Annotated in this window: 13 protein-coding genes; 6 read left to right on the top strand and 7 right to left on the bottom strand. The window is 42.9% G+C overall.

Annotated features, from left to right (window positions below; genetic code table 11):
* Nucleotides 1-80: 80 nt before the first annotated feature.
* On the bottom strand, nt 81-1,004 hold the full coding sequence (locus tag PR766_RS04795) for an aminoimidazole riboside kinase (protein WP_036978157.1): 924 nt from the start codon (nt 1,002-1,004) through the stop codon (nt 81-83).
* A 28-nt stretch (nt 1,005-1,032) separates the two neighbouring features.
* On the bottom strand, nt 1,033-2,028 hold the full coding sequence (locus tag PR766_RS04790) for a LacI family DNA-binding transcriptional regulator (protein WP_154632994.1): 996 nt from the start codon (nt 2,026-2,028) through the stop codon (nt 1,033-1,035).
* Nucleotides 2,029-2,281: 253 nt separating this feature from the next.
* Between PR766_RS04790 and PR766_RS04785 the strand changes: the two genes are divergently transcribed.
* The 6 genes from PR766_RS04785 (at nt 2,282) to pta (ending at nt 12,960) form a co-directional block, all read left to right on the top strand.
* The gene (locus tag PR766_RS04785) at nt 2,282-3,547 is read left to right on the top strand and encodes an MFS transporter (RefSeq protein WP_154636243.1); all 1,266 of its coding nucleotides are present in this window, start codon (nt 2,282-2,284) and stop codon (nt 3,545-3,547) included.
* Nucleotides 3,541-4,989 carry a glycoside hydrolase family 32 protein gene (locus tag PR766_RS04780; protein WP_230086812.1) on the top strand — a complete coding sequence of 483 codons (1,449 nt, stop codon included), beginning with the start codon at nt 3,541-3,543 and terminating at the stop codon, nt 4,987-4,989. The genes PR766_RS04785 and PR766_RS04780 overlap by 7 nt, the downstream gene beginning before the upstream one ends.
* 312 nt (nt 4,990-5,301) lie before the next feature.
* Nucleotides 5,302-6,042 carry a MurR/RpiR family transcriptional regulator gene (locus PR766_RS04775; protein WP_006658526.1) on the top strand — a complete coding sequence of 247 codons (741 nt, stop codon included), beginning with the start codon at nt 5,302-5,304 and terminating at the stop codon, nt 6,040-6,042.
* A gap of 281 nt (nt 6,043-6,323) precedes the next feature.
* Nucleotides 6,324-7,880 carry a PTS transporter subunit EIIC gene (locus tag PR766_RS04770; RefSeq protein ID WP_006658525.1) on the top strand — a complete coding sequence of 519 codons (1,557 nt, stop codon included), beginning with the start codon at nt 6,324-6,326 and terminating at the stop codon, nt 7,878-7,880.
* 11 nt (nt 7,881-7,891) lie between these two features.
* Complete coding sequence (locus PR766_RS04765; RefSeq protein ID WP_154636308.1) at nt 7,892-9,262, top strand: class-II fumarase/aspartase family protein; 1,371 nt, start codon at nt 7,892-7,894, stop codon at nt 9,260-9,262.
* Nucleotides 9,263-9,726: 464 nt separating this feature from the next.
* Nucleotides 9,727-12,960 (top strand): autotransporter Pta, encoded by a 3,234-nt coding sequence (gene pta, locus PR766_RS04760; RefSeq protein WP_154636245.1) that lies wholly within the window; start codon nt 9,727-9,729, stop codon nt 12,958-12,960.
* A 58-nt stretch (nt 12,961-13,018) separates the two neighbouring features.
* Here the strand turns inward: pta and PR766_RS04755 are convergent, their stop codons facing one another.
* From PR766_RS04755 to ugpA, 5 genes are all read right to left on the bottom strand, one after another.
* Nucleotides 13,019-13,978 carry an Rpn family recombination-promoting nuclease/putative transposase gene (locus PR766_RS04755; protein ID WP_036978163.1) on the bottom strand — a complete coding sequence of 320 codons (960 nt, stop codon included), beginning with the start codon at nt 13,976-13,978 and terminating at the stop codon, nt 13,019-13,021.
* A gap of 209 nt (nt 13,979-14,187) precedes the next feature.
* Complete coding sequence (gene ugpQ, locus PR766_RS04750) at nt 14,188-14,931, bottom strand: glycerophosphodiester phosphodiesterase (RefSeq protein WP_154636246.1); 744 nt, start codon at nt 14,929-14,931, stop codon at nt 14,188-14,190.
* Complete coding sequence (locus tag PR766_RS04745) at nt 14,928-15,998, bottom strand: sn-glycerol-3-phosphate import ATP-binding protein UgpC (protein WP_006662509.1); 1,071 nt, start codon at nt 15,996-15,998, stop codon at nt 14,928-14,930. Before PR766_RS04745 ends, ugpQ begins: the two co-directional genes overlap by 4 nt.
* A 2-nt stretch (nt 15,999-16,000) precedes the next feature.
* A complete protein-coding gene (gene ugpE, locus PR766_RS04740; RefSeq protein WP_006658519.1) occupies nt 16,001-16,846 on the bottom strand; it encodes a sn-glycerol-3-phosphate ABC transporter permease UgpE in 846 nt (281 codons plus the stop codon).
* Entirely contained in the window at nt 16,843-17,730 is an 888-nt protein-coding gene (gene ugpA / locus PR766_RS04735) for a sn-glycerol-3-phosphate ABC transporter permease UgpA (protein WP_154636247.1), read from the bottom strand. Before ugpA ends, ugpE begins: the two co-directional genes overlap by 4 nt.
* Nucleotides 17,731-17,763 lie beyond the last annotated feature (33 nt).

Below are 17,763 nucleotides of genomic sequence, written 5' to 3'. Positions count from 1 at the left end.
TTTGCTTTTCTGGCAAATCACGTTGATAAATCGTTCCGTCCTTGCTGCATTTTCACAATATCCATAAAAACAAAATCATACTAAAGGCTCTTTTGTAGCGCTTGACGATAAGGTAATGCCGTCATTGCCCCTTTCGCAGTCGTGGCTAACGCACCACAAATTTGTGCTTGCCCTATAATGATACCAAGTGTGTTTTCATCATGGGGCAAACCATAGACAGACAATCCAGCTAATAAACCAGCAACAAAAGCATCTCCCGCGCCAGTAGTATCAACGACCACGACTGATCTAGCCGAATAATGCAGTATATTGCCTTGCCAACACGCCATCACGCCGTTTTTACCTAAAGTGACCAACAGTAAATCAAAAGAGTATTGCGCTGAAAGATGTGTAATACCTTGCTGAATATCGGTTTTACCACTTAGAAAAAACAGTTCCTCTTCGGATAACTTCACCACAGATGCAAATGTCAGCGCTTTATCTAAGCACTCACGTAACAGGGTTTCATCCTGCCATAGGTCAGTTCGAATATTTGGATCAAAACTCACTCGGCCCCCTACACGGCGAATCATTTCCATGGCATGAAATGTTGTGCTACGACTCGGCTCAGCACTCAGCGCAATAGAGCAAGCATGTAACCACTCATTTTTCTGGAATATGGGTAAATCTTCAATTTCTAAGAAAAGATCTGCAGCAGGGCGTACCATAAACGTAAAAGTCCGCTCCCCCTCGTCATCAAGTTCAACCACCACGGTCGATGTGCGATGTTGTGGATCTAACTTCATATAAGCGATATCCACATTCTCTTGCGCGAGTGTACGGCGCATAAAGCGACCAAACGGGTCGTTCCCGACACGACCAATAAACCCACTTTGCCCATCAAGGCGAGCGACACCAACAGCAACATTAGCTGGCGCTCCCCCCGGAAGCTGTAATAAGCAACCATCTCTTTCAGGGATCAGATCAATGACAGCATCACCAAGGACCCACACTTTATCGGTCATAAATTACTCCACAGATAATAGTTAAAAATTAAATTGAATCCCTTGGTAGCCAAGGCGATGAAATATAAACAGTATCTCGGTGTGTCTCCCCATTAATGATATGCAACGCACTGCGCTTGCCTATCTCATAATGGGGAAGCTGTACCGTTGAAAGAGGAGGGATAAATAATTCACCGATCCCAACCATGTTGTCATAGCCAACCACCGCCACGTCTTTTGGGATCTTTAATCCACTTTCTAGCAAGATCTGATAAACAATAAAGGCGATCCGATCGTTTCCACAGATGACTGAATCAAAGTTCGCTTTACCATGGTGGATCTGCTGACGCACGATTTCAGGAATATCCGAATAATTGTCCATCATCAAAAAATGATGGATGAGCGTGTCGGCATGAATACCATGCTCCTCACAAGCACGTTTGACCCCAAGAGATCGACGGATAGTCGCTGGATGTTTGGCAGGTAAATATAGACACAATGGTCGACGATAACCTGCATTTAATAGTGCATTAACCGCGTTATATTGCCCATCTTCATCATCCGGCACATAGCTGGCAGTCTGTACATTCAAACTTTCACAATTGGCGAGTACCAGTGGAACTTTCATCATGTGCTTGGTTATTTCAACCTGCCGTAGCCCCATTGTCGTATAAATAATGCCATCAGGGCGATGCGAAAAAAGCAGACTCGCGATGGCTTCAGGATCATCACCTTCTAGCATATTCACAACATAACTATTCCAACCATGTGAACGCGCCGTTTCTTCAATAGAGAGCGTAATATCGACAGAAAATGGCGAGGTCGCCGTATCAAGTGCTAACACGCCAATAGTTCGCGGTTTTTGTCCTGAACGCGTACCGCGTATCATGCGTGCAGAGAGGTCAGGGGTATAACCCGTTTCGCTAATTGCTTTTTGAATACGCGCCAGTGTCTCTTTTTTCAGTTTCTCAGGATTATTAATCGCTCTTGAAACCGTCATCATTGAAACACCAGCCAGCTTTGCGACATCTTTTAAGAGTACCATTTTGCCCTCTGCGCTCTAAATTCGACATGTGTCTTAAGCGATGAAATGACTTATCCAACGTCTTTTCATCGGAGTATATCAACCAAAAAATAGCCACATGATTGTGATAATAAAAAACCTGTGACACCCCTCACATACCACCAATGTTAATGTTAACATTGGTGATTAACATCATATTTATGCACAATGCCTTCTTTTCTAATGCTGATGTTAACATTAACAATATAGGTATTCTGACAGTAGGAGAATAGCTATGGGCAAAAAAACACGCGCTAACATACATGCCTATCTCACATTAAGCGGCTTATTATTTACATTCTTTTGGACATGGTCATCCGTGTTTTCCTTAGTCTCTCTGTGGCTCAGCCAAAAAATTGGCTTAAAGGGTACTGATACCGGCATTATTTTTTCAGTCATTAGTCTAACGGCTTTTTGTGCACAGCCTCTGTATGGATTTATTCAGGACAGACTCGGTTTACGCAAAAATTTATTATGGTTTCTGGGTGGGTTGTTATTAATCAGTGGACCTTGGTTTATTTTTGTCTGTACTCCGTTATTAAAATGGAACATTTTTGCGGGTGCCGCAGCGTTAGGGATTTATGTCGGGGCGACGTTCTTTGCTGGTATCGGTGCACTTGAATCCTACACTGAACGGGTTAGCCGCATCGCGAGCTTTGAATATGGGCGTGCCCGTATGTGGGGATCGCTGGGTTGGGCGGGTGCCACTTTCTTTGCTGGGCTGTTATTTAATATTGATCCCAACTTAAATTTCGCCATGGGGTCTGTCAGCGCACTGCTGTTTATCATTCTGTTATGGCGTTTACGTAACGTTCGTCCTCATACTATGAACGAACTTGAATTCGGTAAAACTCAATCGCTAACTGTCTTTGATGCGCTGGGACTTTTACGTATGCGCTCATTTTGGTCTTTAGTAATATTTGTCTGTGGTGTGAGTGTTTATAACGTCTACGACCAACAATTTCCAGTCTATTTTGCCTCCCTGTTTGCGAATCAAAATGAAGGCAATGAGATGTTCGGCTACTTAAATTCGCTTCAGGTCTTTTTAGAGGCAGGCGGGATGTTTTTAGCGCCTTTCCTTGTAAATCGTATCGGTGCTAAACGGGGTCTATTGTTAAGTGGTTTGATCATGGCGCTACGTATTTTGGGTTCAGGACTTGCCGATGACGCCATCACTATCTCATTAATGAAGCTACTGCATGCCGTTGAACTTCCTATTCTCTTAATTTCATTATTTAAATACATTACGTCTGTATTTGATAAACGCTTATCCGCAACCATCTATTTAGTCGGCTTCCAGTTTACGGCGTCACTGTGTGCTTCATTCTTATCCCCGTTAGCAGGGTACGGCTATGACACATTAGGCTTCGCCGATACTTATATGATCCTCGCCGCCATCGTCATTTCCATGACGATAATCTCTAGCGTACTTCTGCAATCAGAAAACACATCAACCGTCAGCAACCCCATGACAACGTCGAAAAAAACGGTGGAATTATGAAACAACAACTTCAGCAAGCACAGTTTGCTCTCGAGCAACTTAAAGCTCAGCGTGGCAATACTTATTACCCTGACTTCCATCTCGCCCCGCCTGCTGGCTGGATGAATGACCCAAATGGTTTAATCTATTTTGATGGCTTATATCATGCTTTTTATCAACATCATCCAATGAGTGCAGATTGGGGACCTATGCACTGGGGTCATGCAACAAGTCACGACATGATCCATTGGCAGCACCAACTTATCGCTTTAGCACCGGGTGATGACTATGATCGTGATGGGTGTTTTTCGGGCTGTGCCGTGAATGACAACGGAGTACTTTCGCTGATTTATACCGGACATGTATGGCTCAAAGAAGAAGGCGATGATAGCGCAATCCGCGAAGTTCAATGCTTGGCAACAAGCACTGATGGTATTCACTTTGAAAAACAGGGTGTTATCCTCACTCCCCCTGAAGGCATTATGCATTTTCGCGATCCAAAAATTTGGCAAGAAAATGGCACTTGGTGGATGGTGGTGGGGGCACGAGATGCCGCTAATTGTGGACAAACGCTGCTATATAAAGGTCGTTCATTGCGAGAATGGCAGCTCGATAGGATCCTCGCACATGCGGATCTGGATGGCGGCTATATGTGGGAATGCCCAGACTTCTTCCCTTGTGGCAGCCACCACTATTTGATGTTTTCCCCACAAGGCATTCAACAAAGCAAAGGCTATCAATATCGTAACCGCTTCCAATCAGGAGTGATCCAAGGTCATTGGCAAGCAGGAAGTGCATTTATACAAAGCCAAAAATTGACTGAACTAGATAACGGGCACGATTTCTACGCTCCACAATCCTTCACTACAGCGGATGGTCGCCGTGTCATTATGGCTTGGATGGATATGTGGGAATCAGTGATGCCATCAAAACAAGAAGGCTGGGCGGGCTGCTTAACCTTACCACGCGAGTTATTTGAACGAGATGGGCATTTATGCCAACGCCCAGTGATTGAAGCCAACTCACTGCGCCAACAGAGCCAACCTATTGAGCCGCACTCGATCAGTAAAACAGAAGTGTTACTCGACCATGCCAGCGCCGTCGAATTAGAACTCGTTTGGGATATACGCCAAAGCCATGCAGAACGATATGGCATAGCGCTAGGTAATAAAGTTGGCGATGGATTAGAGCTGTATATTGATAGCCAATCTCAACGCTTAGTGCTCTGGCGGCACTACCCAGAATATGTGTTGGACGGTTATCGCAGCATTCCATTACCTACGAGCGATAAACTTTCATTGCGTATTTTTATTGACCGCTCCTCCGTTGAAGTCTTTGTCAACGATGGTGACGCCGCAATGTCTAGCCGTATATATCCCCAGCCTAATGCGCGCAAGCTAATGTTATTTGCTTCTCATGGCAGCGCGGTTATTTCTGAAGGAACGCTTTGGCAACTCAAATAATGATTGAGCAGGAATTGGGATAAACAAAAACGCCTCGTGATGTGCTTTATCACAAGGCGTTTTTAATCTTTTAGACTCTGGTTGAGGTCCGTCTCATTTTTATATTCTTAGCTTAAATAGATAAGTATTATTATCGACCTTATAAGTCATTCACATCAAAAAAATTCTCGGAAAACCTGCATAAAATACGGCTTTAACGTATAATCAACGCTGTTGAGCTTTTGCTCACTTCACACAGTGTCGATATCATCATAAATAACACGCGAACCCAGACTAAAATGGGCTTTTGATACTCTATTGATCAGGTGAGATATGCTGGATTTTCTAAAGAATTATGACAACTTAACCGTCAGTGAAAAAAAAGTATTAAAATATCTTACCGATAACATTGCCGATATTCCCTACTTAAATATTAATGAATTAGTTGCCAAAACATTTGTATCTAAAACAGTCATTATTAACTTATCCCAGAAATTAGGGTTTAGTGGGTTTAAAGAACTAAAATTCCAAATTAATAATCATATACTCTCACAGAATAAAGCTGAGAAAAAAAATCCAGCGTCATATAAAAAGCAGCTCGAAAATAATATTCATAAAACGTTCACGCTGATTAATGAAGACCAAATTCGGGACTGTGCGAAAATATTGCACGGTTCACGAAATATTTTCCTAGTGGCACGAGGAACCAGTAAAGCCGTCGGCTATTATCTCGAGCATTTACTCTTCTCCCTCGGATTACATTGCTTTTTTATCAATGATTACAACCTTTCTGACTCCTTTACTCGTCTGGTTAACCAAAATGATACCGTCATTTTTATTTCTCTTTCAGGCGGTACGAAAAAGATCATCGAAACCGCCAAAATCGTTCAACTGAAAGAAGCCAATATCATCAGTATGACCGCCTTTCATACCAATGAACTCACCGCATATGCGAATAACACGCTTTTCTGCTTTGCCGACAGTTATGACACCAAACGCGATGATTCAAAATCGAGAACCGGATTTTTTATTCTGGTAGATTTACTTATTAATGAATTAGAAAATCTACTGTAAATACGTTCCTCTATTCTCTTTTATTTAGCTTAAAGTTAGTTAATTACGCCTCACTCAATTATTTTTGATATTTTTAAAATAATTATTTATTTAAAAAATCCCTAATACATTGATAAGAAAATCATTATCAACATGATTTTTAAAGATTTACTTTATTTAAATGACCTAGGTCTTAAAGCATGACCTGAGATAATATTTAAAACCGTAACATCATTTCATTTAAAAAACCCAGTGCTAGTATTCCAGTTAATTTCAATAATTCTTCGTCATTAGGAAAAAATATGGCTAAAAGAAAGTTTGGTGAGTCAATCCAGCGCTTTGGTAGGACACTGCTCCTGCCAATCGGGGTTCTGGCTCCAATTGGTATGATACTGGGGATCAGTGGTGCATTAGTTCAAACCTACATGATTGCTCGATTCCCTTTCCTCGGCAATGAAACCGTTAACGCATTACTTGTCAGTATCCGTTCTATTGCGGGCGTTATCTTCGACAATATTCCATTACTGTTCGCCATGGGGGTCGCGTATGGAATGAGTCAGCGCGATAAAGGAATCGCCGTCTTCGCCTCCGTTGTGGGTTACCTTTCGTTGATCATCACCATGAATATTTGGTTAGTGCTCACCGGTAAACTGGCGGATCCGGCGATTATGGGTCAAGTAGGACAGATTAAGGTTTTAGGTATTCAAACCTTAAACATCAGTGCCGCTGGGGGAATTATTACAGGGTTAATTGGTGCATGGGCCACCGATAAATTCTATAACCTCGAGCTGCCAACCGCCTTCGCTTTCTTCTCAGGTAAAAAATCGGTTGCGATTATCATGGTCGGTTTAATGATCATGGTCGGTGGAACATTACCGTTTATCTGGGAAGTATTAGTTCAAGGCTTGATGAAGCTTTCTGCCGTCTTCCTAAGTCCTGTCGGCCCATTCTTTACCGCAGGGGGTGAACGTCTGTTTATTCCATTCGGGTTACACCACGTTTGGAACGTTCTGTTTAGATTTACCGAAGCTGGTGGTACCTATGTTATTGATGGACAGACCTTTGTCGGTGTCGTTCCAGCCTTAACAGAAGTGTTATTTAAGCAAGGTCCAAGTAGTGAATACTGGGCAATGATGCCAAGCCTGACGCGCTTTATGGCGCAGCAACAAATGCTGGTGACGCTGTTCCTATTCCCTGCCATTGCATTAGCTATCTATAAAACATCGAAAAAAGAGAACCGCGCTGAAGTTAAATCAATGTTGGTGACCATGGTGCTCACCGCAATGCTCGGTAACGTTACCGAACCGCTCGAATTTACCTTCGTGTTTATCGCCCCGCTGCTGTACTTAATCTATGCCATCATCGTCGGTATTGGTGCAGTGTTGTTGTCATTCGCTGGCGTTGCTATCGGGTATATCCGTGGAACCGTGTTTGACTTCACTATCTTCGGCCTGCTGTACGAACACACTAACTGGATATTCTTAGTGCTGATTGGTGGCGGCTTGGCCGTGGTGACTTACTTCATCTTCTACTGGGCGATTATCAAATTTGATATCAAAACCCCAGGTCGTGAAGAGTCTAGCAACCTGAAAAATACTTTAATTAAAGAAAAACGTTATGGCGAAATCGCCGAGATCCTTGTTGAAGCCTTAGGCGGTAAAGAGAACATTCGTAACGTAGATAACTGTATTACCCGTATGCGTATTGATGTCGCAGAAGTGAATAAAATTGATAAAGATTTAATGTTGGAATCAGGATGTACCGCATTCTTCTTTCCATCGGCAAACCACGTCCACGTAGTGTATGGACCGAAAGTTGAATTTGTTCGCAACGCTGTTGATGAGTTCATGAAGAAATAAAAGGATATATGATGAGAGCCTTATATGATTCTAAGAGTAAAACTATCGATGACCGTGGCATAAAAGCCCTGTTATCGGATGAAGCCAAATACAATACTTGGCTGATGTTTGAATCCATGTTAGCTCAAGCGCAAGCTGAAGCGGGGTTCATCCCCCAGTCAGCGGCTGATGAAATTAAAGAAAAAGCGGTTATTGAGAACATTGATTTTGCAGAGATGAGCCGCATTTACCAAAAAATTGGGCACGGCTTCGTTCCCTTCTTAAAAGTATTGGTGAATGCATGTTCTGAAGAGAGTGGTAAATACATCCATTACGGAATTACCACTCAAAATATTCAGCAAAGCTCGCAGCTGTACATGATGAAAACGGTACATAATAAATTTATGTTGCTGTTAAGTGAGATCATCGAAAACCTGTCGGGCCTTGCTGAAAAAACTAAGCATATGGTGATGCCGGGCAGAACCCATGGACGCCACGCTATCCCAATTACTTACGGGTACAAAGTGTCCGTGTGGATCAGCGATTTCATCGACTGCTACCAGCGTATGAAAGAGTGTGAAAAGCGCGTATTTACCATCATGATGGGTGGTGCTGTGGGCGCGTTTAACTCCATGCCGGGTATTGGTTTAGAAGTACAAAAACGTGTTGCTGAACTGACGGGTATGCATGCGATGGAAGTGCCATCACGTAACCTAAGCACCCATAAATTAGAGTACATGGCAAACTTAGCGCTGATGGCGAATATCTGCCATAAAATCGGGGAAGAAGTTTACAGCACGACGCTGGAAGAAATAGCGGAAGTGTCTGAAGGATTCACCAAAGGCACTGTGGGCAGCAGCACCATGCCACACAAAATCAACCCGAAACTGGCGAAAGGGATTATTGCTAACTCCCAAAAACTGTATTCGTTACCGAGTGTTGGGATGTATTCTGCCGTCAGACCGTATGAAGGTGATAGTAGCTCTTATATGTTATTCGATGGGCTTATCGAAGAAGCGCTGGAACTGACCACTGAAATTTTATTAAGAACCGAAGAGCTTTCGAGAACTCTGGTACCTCACGAAGAGAGAATGCTGCACAACGTTCTTAGAAACAAAGGGTTAGATAATACTGAATACGTGATGATGAAAATGGCAGAGAAGCTGGGTAAAGATAAAGCGCACTCATTACTGTATGAAGAAGCCATCAAAACTGCGGCGGATGGTGAGGATTTTTATACTAACCTGACCAAAAACAAAACTATCACAGACGCTTTTAGCAATGATGAAATCAAAGCCATGCTAGACCCTCGTTCTTACATTGGTCTGTCCGTTGAAATTGCAGAAAAAGAAGCAAAACGTGGTTTTGCAGCCGCACAAGAAATTAAAAAGCTTTATAAGTAATTATTAGCTTCCTAATTTTATTTTAAAGATAGCCTTCATTTGAAAAAATGGGGGCTTTTTTTGGTTATAAAAATATGAATATTGCTAAATAATAGAAAATAATTAATTACCCTTAATTAAGTAGTCGTACTTAAATCCATTAATAAAAAACGCCTGTTAATAAATAAAGCTAAATTGTTGCCACTCTTAATTTATTCTAAAAAAATATATTCAAATATTAATTTCATGATGAAAAAGCAGAAGTTAGTTTAATTCCCCACATGAAATTGTCATTTTATTTGTTCTTTTTACGTGCCATTAATCTGGTTTTATTGTGATTAGCCAGTCAATAAATCTACTTTATGGATAAATGATAAAACTTTGCGATGACGCTCAAGTATTTATTTTTAGAAAAAATAGATTATCTCAGCGATTCTGTTTTTGATTCTTAATGATGGTTATTTATTGATAATAAAGGTATCAGAATGAACAAAGCACAAAAATTCGCTGTATCTTCACGCAATAAAAATAAAGCTGTAATAAATAAAAATATTTTCCAACTCTCGATTATTACCTCTGCTCTATTATTTTCTGGTTATACACTGGCTTACTCTGAAACTGGGCAACTCGGTGATAAAAATAGTTGGGAAAGCCAAGAATATAAAAATGATTGGGGCTTAGCCGCCATGAATGCTTCTAGTGCATACGCGCTGGGATATCATGGACAAGGCGCTAAAATCGGAGTCATGGACTCCGGTGCGTTATTATCTCACCAAGAACTGAGTGGTTCCCGCTTCCACGCCGTTAAAGCCAAAGGTGAGTACGGCTCAACAGGTATGCGTTACCCACAAGAATTAGGCGGTCACTATGAAAAAGGCCAAGCCTTCGATGTGACTGGCGATTGGATCAAAGGCGTGAATGATACTCACGGCACACACGTTACAGGTACTGTTGGCGCGAATCGAGATGGTGAAGGCATGCATGGAGTTGCATGGGGATCGGATGTCTATGTGGGCAATACCGGCGCTACCGATAGCAACAACTACGGACCTTATCAAGACTACCAATATTTCTATACTGGCTGGAAAGCCATGGTCGATGCGGGCGCTCAAGTCATCAATAACAGCTGGGGAACTAACCCAAGAATTATTGATGCTGGTAAAACCGTCGGACCGGATGGTGGTAATACTAGCGTGCATTTACCCGTAGATACCACTCAACAAACTGAATACGAATATTTTTACTTCAAAAAAATCTATGGCGATAATCCATCCTTTGTGGATGCCGCCTATGATGCAGTGAAAGATACCAATGTGGTACAAGTCTTCACGACAGGTAACCGTGATTTCAAAAACCCGTACTACCGCCCTCTCTACCCTTATTTCAATCCACAAGCTGAGAAACATTGGATTGCCGTTGCGGGTTTAAAACAGACCGCAGATAAGACCGGTTATGAAATTGAAGGTATGTTCAACGAAGCGGGTAATGCCAAATGGTGGACCGTCGTTGCGCCTAGCCGCTATATCTATTCCAGCGTTGTGGATGAAAACGGTAATCCGGGTTGGGATACCTTTAGCGGTACTTCAATGGCAGCGCCGCACGTCACTGGTGCGATGGGCGTGTTAATGTCCCGCTATCAATCCATGAATGCCCTGCAAGTGCGTGATGTTATGTTCACAACTGCCAACCGTTACAACCCAGATGGCAGCCTCTATAAAGGTTGGACATCCGCTGATGGTCTACCTGATGAGCGCTATGGTTGGGGTACACCGGATCTCGAAAAAGGTATGTATGGTCCCGGTCAATTCTTAGGTAAATTCGAATATCAACTGGATGCAGTACCTCTCGATGTCTGGACAAACGACATCAACCAAGCCGCGTTAGATCAGCGTGAAACCGAAGATTTAGCATGGTTAGCCGATTATAAAGCCCACGGTATCGATGCCGGTGGCGATTATAATCTTGGTACCGATTTCGTGGTAAACGATGGCAACCCAGACCCGACTTCTCACATTGTCGATAAAGAAGATGCTAAAAAATGGCGTCAGGAATATTACCAAAAACGTGCTGAGGCCATCCAAGCCAAAATCGATGCAGGTCTGTATGATGGCTCTTTAGTCAAAGCGGGTGAAGGCACATTGGTGATGACAGGGGATAACACCTACCGTGGTGGTACAACCGTCGAACAAGGCTCTCTGTACGGTTTTACTGAATCCTTCGGTACTGCAGACGTGAACGTTAACGGCGGCTCGTTGAGTGTTCTTAATCGCTATAATGACCAATTTACGCAGAAAGGTCAGTTAGTCTCCAATGAAAGCCATAAAGCCAATATCAACATCAACGACAAAGGAACCTATTTAGTCACCGCAGGTCATGATGTGAATGTCGGTAATATGACCTTAAATCAAGGCGCTAAACTGGACGTTGCTGCTGATAATATTGGGCAACTGAAAGACGTTTATCTTAATGATAATTCAATCCAAGGTACGGTTAACGCAGATAATTTAGCCGACAACCGCGCTAAAACCAAAATGCTCGCAGCAAATACCAATAATGCTGCCGCAGATGATTATGCGCTATTCCAAAAAGACGTTTCCGTAAAAGACAACACCATTACAGGCTCTCTGAGCAAAAAAGCGGATACCTCATTTGCTTCATTTGCCAATAATGAGAATAGTCGTTCAATTGCCAATGCATTAGAAAGTAATGCTAAAGGTCAGCTGTTTGATGCAACACTACCGATGAGCGAACGTGACCTTCGTAATACTTATCAATCACTCGGTAGTGATATGTACCTTAATGCGAACAATGCCAGCGTGGTGAACGTATTAGGTCTAACTCGTACCGTGAAAGATCAGGCTATCGGCGTGGGTCATGGTCGTTATGCCAATATTGAAAACAGCAATGCGCGTATTTGGATGACGGGTGTTGGTCAATGGGGCAACCTTGACTATGGTTACAGCAATATGGACACCGATTTCTACGCAGCGTTAGTCGGTGCAGAAATTGATGTGGCCACTCACACCAAAGCGGGTCTGTTCTTCGGGGCCGGTTCATCTAAATATAAAGCCCATGAGTACGGTAAAATTGACAGCAATGACCTGCATGTCGGTGCCTACGGTGTATCTAATATCCAGAATGTTGCTGCCATTAATTATGGTGTCACACATACTAACCAAGATCGTGATGCGAAACGCACATTATGGGTTGGTCAAGATTCAGGTTACAACTCCAGCAGCTATGATGCGAAAATTACTCAACTCTTCGTGGAAGGTGCGTATACCCAATTGAATAATGATCAATATTCGATTGAACCCTATGCTGGATTTAACTGGTTACATGTCACCAGTGACAATCTGCATGAACAAGTGGGTAATATGCAATTCACCACTAAAACTGACAACCAAGATATCCAAGTTGGTACTGTCGGTTTACGTGGTGGCTACCCATTCGCCGCGGGTAACGTTAATTTAGCCCTGAAAGGCGATGTTTCAGCCAGCCACTTATTTGGTGATAATCGCCCTGAAGCCATGCTGTTCTTATCAGATACTGGCGAAGCCAAAATCCGTGGCGGTAAGCTGGATAATCTGTTTGGAATTGGCTTAGGTATTGATGCTCAACTTAACAAATCGACGACTCTCGGCGTATCTTACCAAGGTCAATACAACAGTGATGTCAAATCAAGTGGTGTGAATGCGACATTAAAAATTAACTTCTAATACAATAGATTGAAAAAGGGCAGAGTTCACTGTTACGTTAACTCTGCCCTGTATTATTTTAGCGCATAGCTTGTATTTCAGAATGTGGTAACCCTGTAATTTTACTGATAATGTCAATACTTAAGCCAAGGTCCAAACTGGTAATAACTTGAGTGTAAGTTCGCTGTCTAGCTATCGCTTGCTCCTCTTGCCGAGCTTCTTCTCTTCCTTCTGCTTTTCCTTCTTCTCTACCTTTTATTAAGCCTTTTTCTAACCCTTCATTTCTTAAACGGTCAGCAATCGTCATGACAGTCTCCTGATACCCTTCGGTTTGTTCAATTAATGTTTTGACTATCTGAGTGTATGTCGGGGTATCCATCACACTAAACAGATAGTTAATGATTAAAATCACATCATCACGGTGGTTTTCATTCTCACTAATCACCTGAGCTAAACGCTCGGATAGCACTATCAGGTCATCCCTCAATGTAGAATGTTTAAGCACGAGCTCCATTGCAGCAACTTTTCGGTGATTCACAATTTCATCGTCACTCGCTACCGTCACGTCCACCAGCGGCAATGGATTGCAATAAAGGTCATAGGCTAAATCTGCCCACGGAAAACAATCAGTCCATACCTGTGAATAGGGATAAGGCGACTGTTTCCCATGATAAAACAAGATAGGTACCACCAGTGGTAATGCGTTATTTCCTTGCTGCAAATGTTGGTTCATTGCACAGAATGCATAGTGCATAAGCCGCCATCCCATCAGCTTATCGGGGGTAGATTGATGTTCAACTAATAGGTAGAAATACCCTTTTCCCTTGAGAGTTTGAACAGAATAAAGCATATCTGAAAAACGAGACCGCAAGGTTTTATCGATGAATGAAGCACTCGCTAGCTTCAGTGTATCCAAATTACAAAGTGGTTTAATGCGGTTCGGAAGATAGATTTCAAAGAAATCTCGCGCATTATCGACTTTGCTCATAAAACCTTTAAAAGCCGAATCATGGGGTCTAGCAATGAGCTGCATTGTCATATCTACTGCCATCCTTATCCGTGTGATGACGAGATACTAACCAATATTTTCAAGAAAAAGGAAAAAAGTTAATCCTAATTACCGATAATCACTTGACAAACTAACTCATTGTTTTTAATTGAATAAATTACTTATTTACACAATGGAAAAGCTCCCCCAATAAGCAATAGGCTTATTGGGGGAGCTTTAAAAACAAAGGGATTGCTGTTCTACTTTACAGGGAAGTTTGGATCGATTAGATCAATACGATCGGTACAAATTGCATCCACCCCCCAGTCTAATAATAATTTAGCGCGATCAGGGTCATTCACGGTATACACCAAAATAAATAAGCCAGCACGTTTCAAAAGATCAACTCGCGCTTTATCCAGTAAAATGTGATCCAAATGAATAGACACACAATCTAAGCGCCCCGTGAGTTCTCTCCAATCTTCACGCCACTCTTCGAGTAGTAAACCGCGTGGCAATTCGGGGGCAGCGGCCTGAGCCGCTTCAAGGGATTCAATTGAAAATGAAGAGAGTAATGGCGCTGTTTGCCCCTGCCACCATTGACGAGCAGCGAGAGCCACCACAGTTCCTGTTTCGGTTTCTAAGCCCGTTGTGGGTTTAATTTCGATGTTTGCCATCATGTTATGTTGCTGGCAACGCTCCGCGACTTGTGACAGCAATGGCAAGGGTTCATGAGCAAACTCTTGGCTATACCAGCTTCCCGCATCTATTTTGATTAGCTGACTCCAATCGAAATCCCCCGCAATACCATGCCCATTACTGGTGCGCTCAAGGGTATCATCATGAAGCAGAAAAATTTGACCATCGCGGGATAATTTAGCGTCAAACTCAATCATCGTATGACCATATTTTGCTCCGACATCGATGGCGGCAAGGGTATTCTCAGGGGCTAATTTTCCACCACCACGATGAGCAACAATTTTAGGATAAGGCCAAAGATTCATAAACGGTGTCCATATTGAGTATCAAAAAAATGCTGATGGGCTTCAGGAAGATGAAGCCATAGTGTTGTACCTACTTGGGGTCGATGTTCGTGACCAAGACGTACAATCACTTTTTGTCCAGCCCACTGACCATGCACAAGATTATCGGCACCTAACATTTCGAGTGTGTCGACTTCAAGGGGAATCCCCCCTGATGATTCAGAGCCTAATTGCAAATGTTCCGGTCGGATACCTAACGTTAGCGCATGCCCTACCCACTGTAAATATGTTCTCTCTAGAGGTAATTGCATTCCACCGTTTAATTCAAAACATGCGCCATCAGTACTTATTTTTCCTTCCAACAAATTCATCGCGGGGGAACCAATAAAGCTTGCCACAAAACGGCTAGCAGGACGTTCATACACCTCGACTGGTGAACCAATTTGCTCTGCGATGCCTTTATTCATCACCATCACTCGCTGAGCCAATGTCATCGCTTCCACCTGATCATGCGTGACATACAAACTGGTAGTTTTTAAACGTCGATGTAGTTGCTGTAGCTCAAGGCGCATTTGCACGCGTAATTTTGCATCGAGGTTAGAAAGCGGTTCATCAAACAAAAATACCGCAGGATCGCGGACAATCGCACGCCCCATAGCCACCCGTTGACGTTGACCGCCAGAGAGCTCTCTAGGCTGGCGCTTTAATAAACCATCAAGTTCTAAAATACGGGCTGCATCCTGTACTTTTTGACGAATGATTTCTTTCCCAAGCCCGCGAATTTTTAATCCCCACGCCATATTTTCTTCAACACTCATATGAGGATAAAGCGCATAATTCTGGAAAACCATCGCAATACCACGCTCTTTTGGCTCCAATTCCGTCACGCGTTTTCGGTCAATCCAAATGTCCCCACTGGTCACTTGCTCTAGCCCTGCCACCATGCGTAATAACGTGGATTTTCCACACCCTGAAGGTCCCACCATAACAATAAATTCGCCATCGGCGACATCTACCGTAAGCGGCTTAATGACTTGATTTTTTCCGTCCCAACTTTTGGTGACGGCTTGAAGCTTTAATTCTGCCATGGTTATTTCTCACTATCGACTAAGCCACGTACAAAAGCACGCTGCATCGCTAATACAACAAGAATAGGAGGAATGAGTGTCAGCAACATTGCTGCCATCACTTGGTTCCATTGTGTTGTCCCTTCTCCAGAAGCAATCATGCCTTTGATCCCAGCCACTGCTGTTCCTAAACTCGGGTCTGCGACGATCAAAATCGGCCACAAATACTGATTCCAACCGTAGATAAACGTGATCACAAATAGTGCGGATAAGTTTGTTTTAGACAATGGCAATACAATGTCGCGGAAAAAACGCATTGGGGAGGCACCATCAATACGTGCGGCTTCAATTAACTCATCCGGCAACGTCATAAAAAATTGACGAAACAAAAAAGTGGCAGTGGCTGATGCCATCAACGGTAAGGTTAACCCAGAGTAACTATCCACCATGTTTAAGCTGGAAATGACCTCTACAGTAGGAAAAATACGGACTTCTACAGGCAACATTAACGTAATGAAAATCATCCAAAAAAATAGACTACGGCATGGGAAACGGAACCAAACAATCGCAAACGCTGATAGCATCGAAATCGTGATTTTTCCTATCGCAATTACCAGCGCCATAATGGCGCTATTCACCAGCATTAACCAAAATGGTGCACTGTTTGCTGCGACGCCGTTATTCCAGATATAGGTCAGGTTTTCCCATAAATGGGTACCAGGGATCAGCGTTATCGGAGTATCAAAAACCGCTTTATCGTCCAGCGTCGCGGCAACAAACGCCACATACAGTGGAAATAAAATCACCAAAATTCCAAGTATCAGCATTGAGTGACTAAATAGGCTCAACCCTCGATTTTTTTCAATCATTGGTAACGCACCTTACGTTCGATAAAACGAAATTGAACTACCGTTAAGATGACCACCAATCCCATCAAAATGACTGACTGTGCTGCGGATGAAGAGAGATCGAGTCCCGAAAAACCTTCACGATAAATTTTATAAATGAGTGTTGTGGTTGCTTGTACGGGTCCCCCTCCCGTTGCCGCGTCAATCACCGGAAAGGTATCAAAAAAGGCATACACCAAATTCACGACCAGTAAAAAGAAGCTGACAGGGGTAATCAGTGGTAAAGATATTTTAAAGAAGCGTCGAATAGGACCCGCACCATCGATTGCAGCGGCTTCCATCAGAGATTTAGGAATCGACTGCAACGCAGCAAAGAAAAACAAAAAGTTATAACTAATTTGTTTCCAAACTGACGCTAGAACCACTAAAAACATGGCTTGCCCACTGTTTTGTGCATGGTTCCAATCATACCCAATCGCCTCCAAACCATAGGTGATTAATCCTCTTCCTGGGCTAAAGAGAAACATCCATAACACCGCCGCCACAGCGGGAGCTACTGCGTAAGGCAACAGCATCAATGTTTGGTAAAAACGACTCCCTCTCACCACATAGTCAACTAACGCAGCAAAAAAAAGTGAAACCACTAACCCACACCCCGCGACCCACGTGCTAAAAATCATCGTGGTATAAAAAGAGTCGACATAATAGCTATCGCTAAAGAGTTGAGTGAAATTTTCCAATCCCACAAATTCACTGGATAATCCAAAAGGATCAATACTTTGTAGGGAGTACCATAGGGCTTGCCCTGCGGGCAAAATAAAGAAAATGACCGTAATGATTAATTGCGGCAATACAAGGACATAAGGCAACCAGCAGGAGCGAAATACGGGACGAGATGATGACATAAGCAACCCAATAAATCAGATGTGATGCAGCGC

Origin of the sequence: Providencia sp. PROV208 (assembly GCF_028479465.1) — a bacterium.
GTDB classification, from domain to species: Bacteria; Pseudomonadota; Gammaproteobacteria; order Enterobacterales; family Enterobacteriaceae; genus Providencia; species Providencia alcalifaciens.
The sequence above is the reverse complement of the archived record's forward strand: the minus strand, read 5'-3'. Positions and strand labels throughout refer to the sequence as shown.

Coding starts and splice junctions, on each gene's coding strand:
- PR766_RS04755 (WP_036978163.1), bottom strand. CDS start 13,978: ATGACAATGCAGCTCATTGCTAGACCCCATGATTCGGCTTTTAAAGGT.
- PR766_RS04770 (WP_006658525.1), top strand. CDS start 6,324: ATGGCTAAAAGAAAGTTTGGTGAGTCAATCCAGCGCTTTGGTAGGACA.
- PR766_RS04785 (WP_154636243.1), top strand. CDS start 2,282: ATGGGCAAAAAAACACGCGCTAACATACATGCCTATCTCACATTAAGC.
- PR766_RS04790 (WP_154632994.1), bottom strand. CDS start 2,028: ATGGTACTCTTAAAAGATGTCGCAAAGCTGGCTGGTGTTTCAATGATG.
- ugpE (WP_006658519.1), bottom strand. CDS start 16,846: ATGATTGAAAAAAATCGAGGGTTGAGCCTATTTAGTCACTCAATGCTG.
- PR766_RS04765 (WP_154636308.1), top strand. CDS start 7,892: ATGAGAGCCTTATATGATTCTAAGAGTAAAACTATCGATGACCGTGGC.
- ugpQ (WP_154636246.1), bottom strand. CDS start 14,931: ATGAATCTTTGGCCTTATCCTAAAATTGTTGCTCATCGTGGTGGTGGA.
- PR766_RS04775 (WP_006658526.1), top strand. CDS start 5,302: ATGCTGGATTTTCTAAAGAATTATGACAACTTAACCGTCAGTGAAAAA.
- PR766_RS04745 (WP_006662509.1), bottom strand. CDS start 15,998: ATGGCAGAATTAAAGCTTCAAGCCGTCACCAAAAGTTGGGACGGAAAA.
- pta (WP_154636245.1), top strand. CDS start 9,727: ATGAACAAAGCACAAAAATTCGCTGTATCTTCACGCAATAAAAATAAA.
- ugpA (WP_154636247.1), bottom strand. CDS start 17,730: ATGTCATCATCTCGTCCCGTATTTCGCTCCTGCTGGTTGCCTTATGTC.
- PR766_RS04795 (WP_036978157.1), bottom strand. CDS start 1,004: ATGACCGATAAAGTGTGGGTCCTTGGTGATGCTGTCATTGATCTGATC.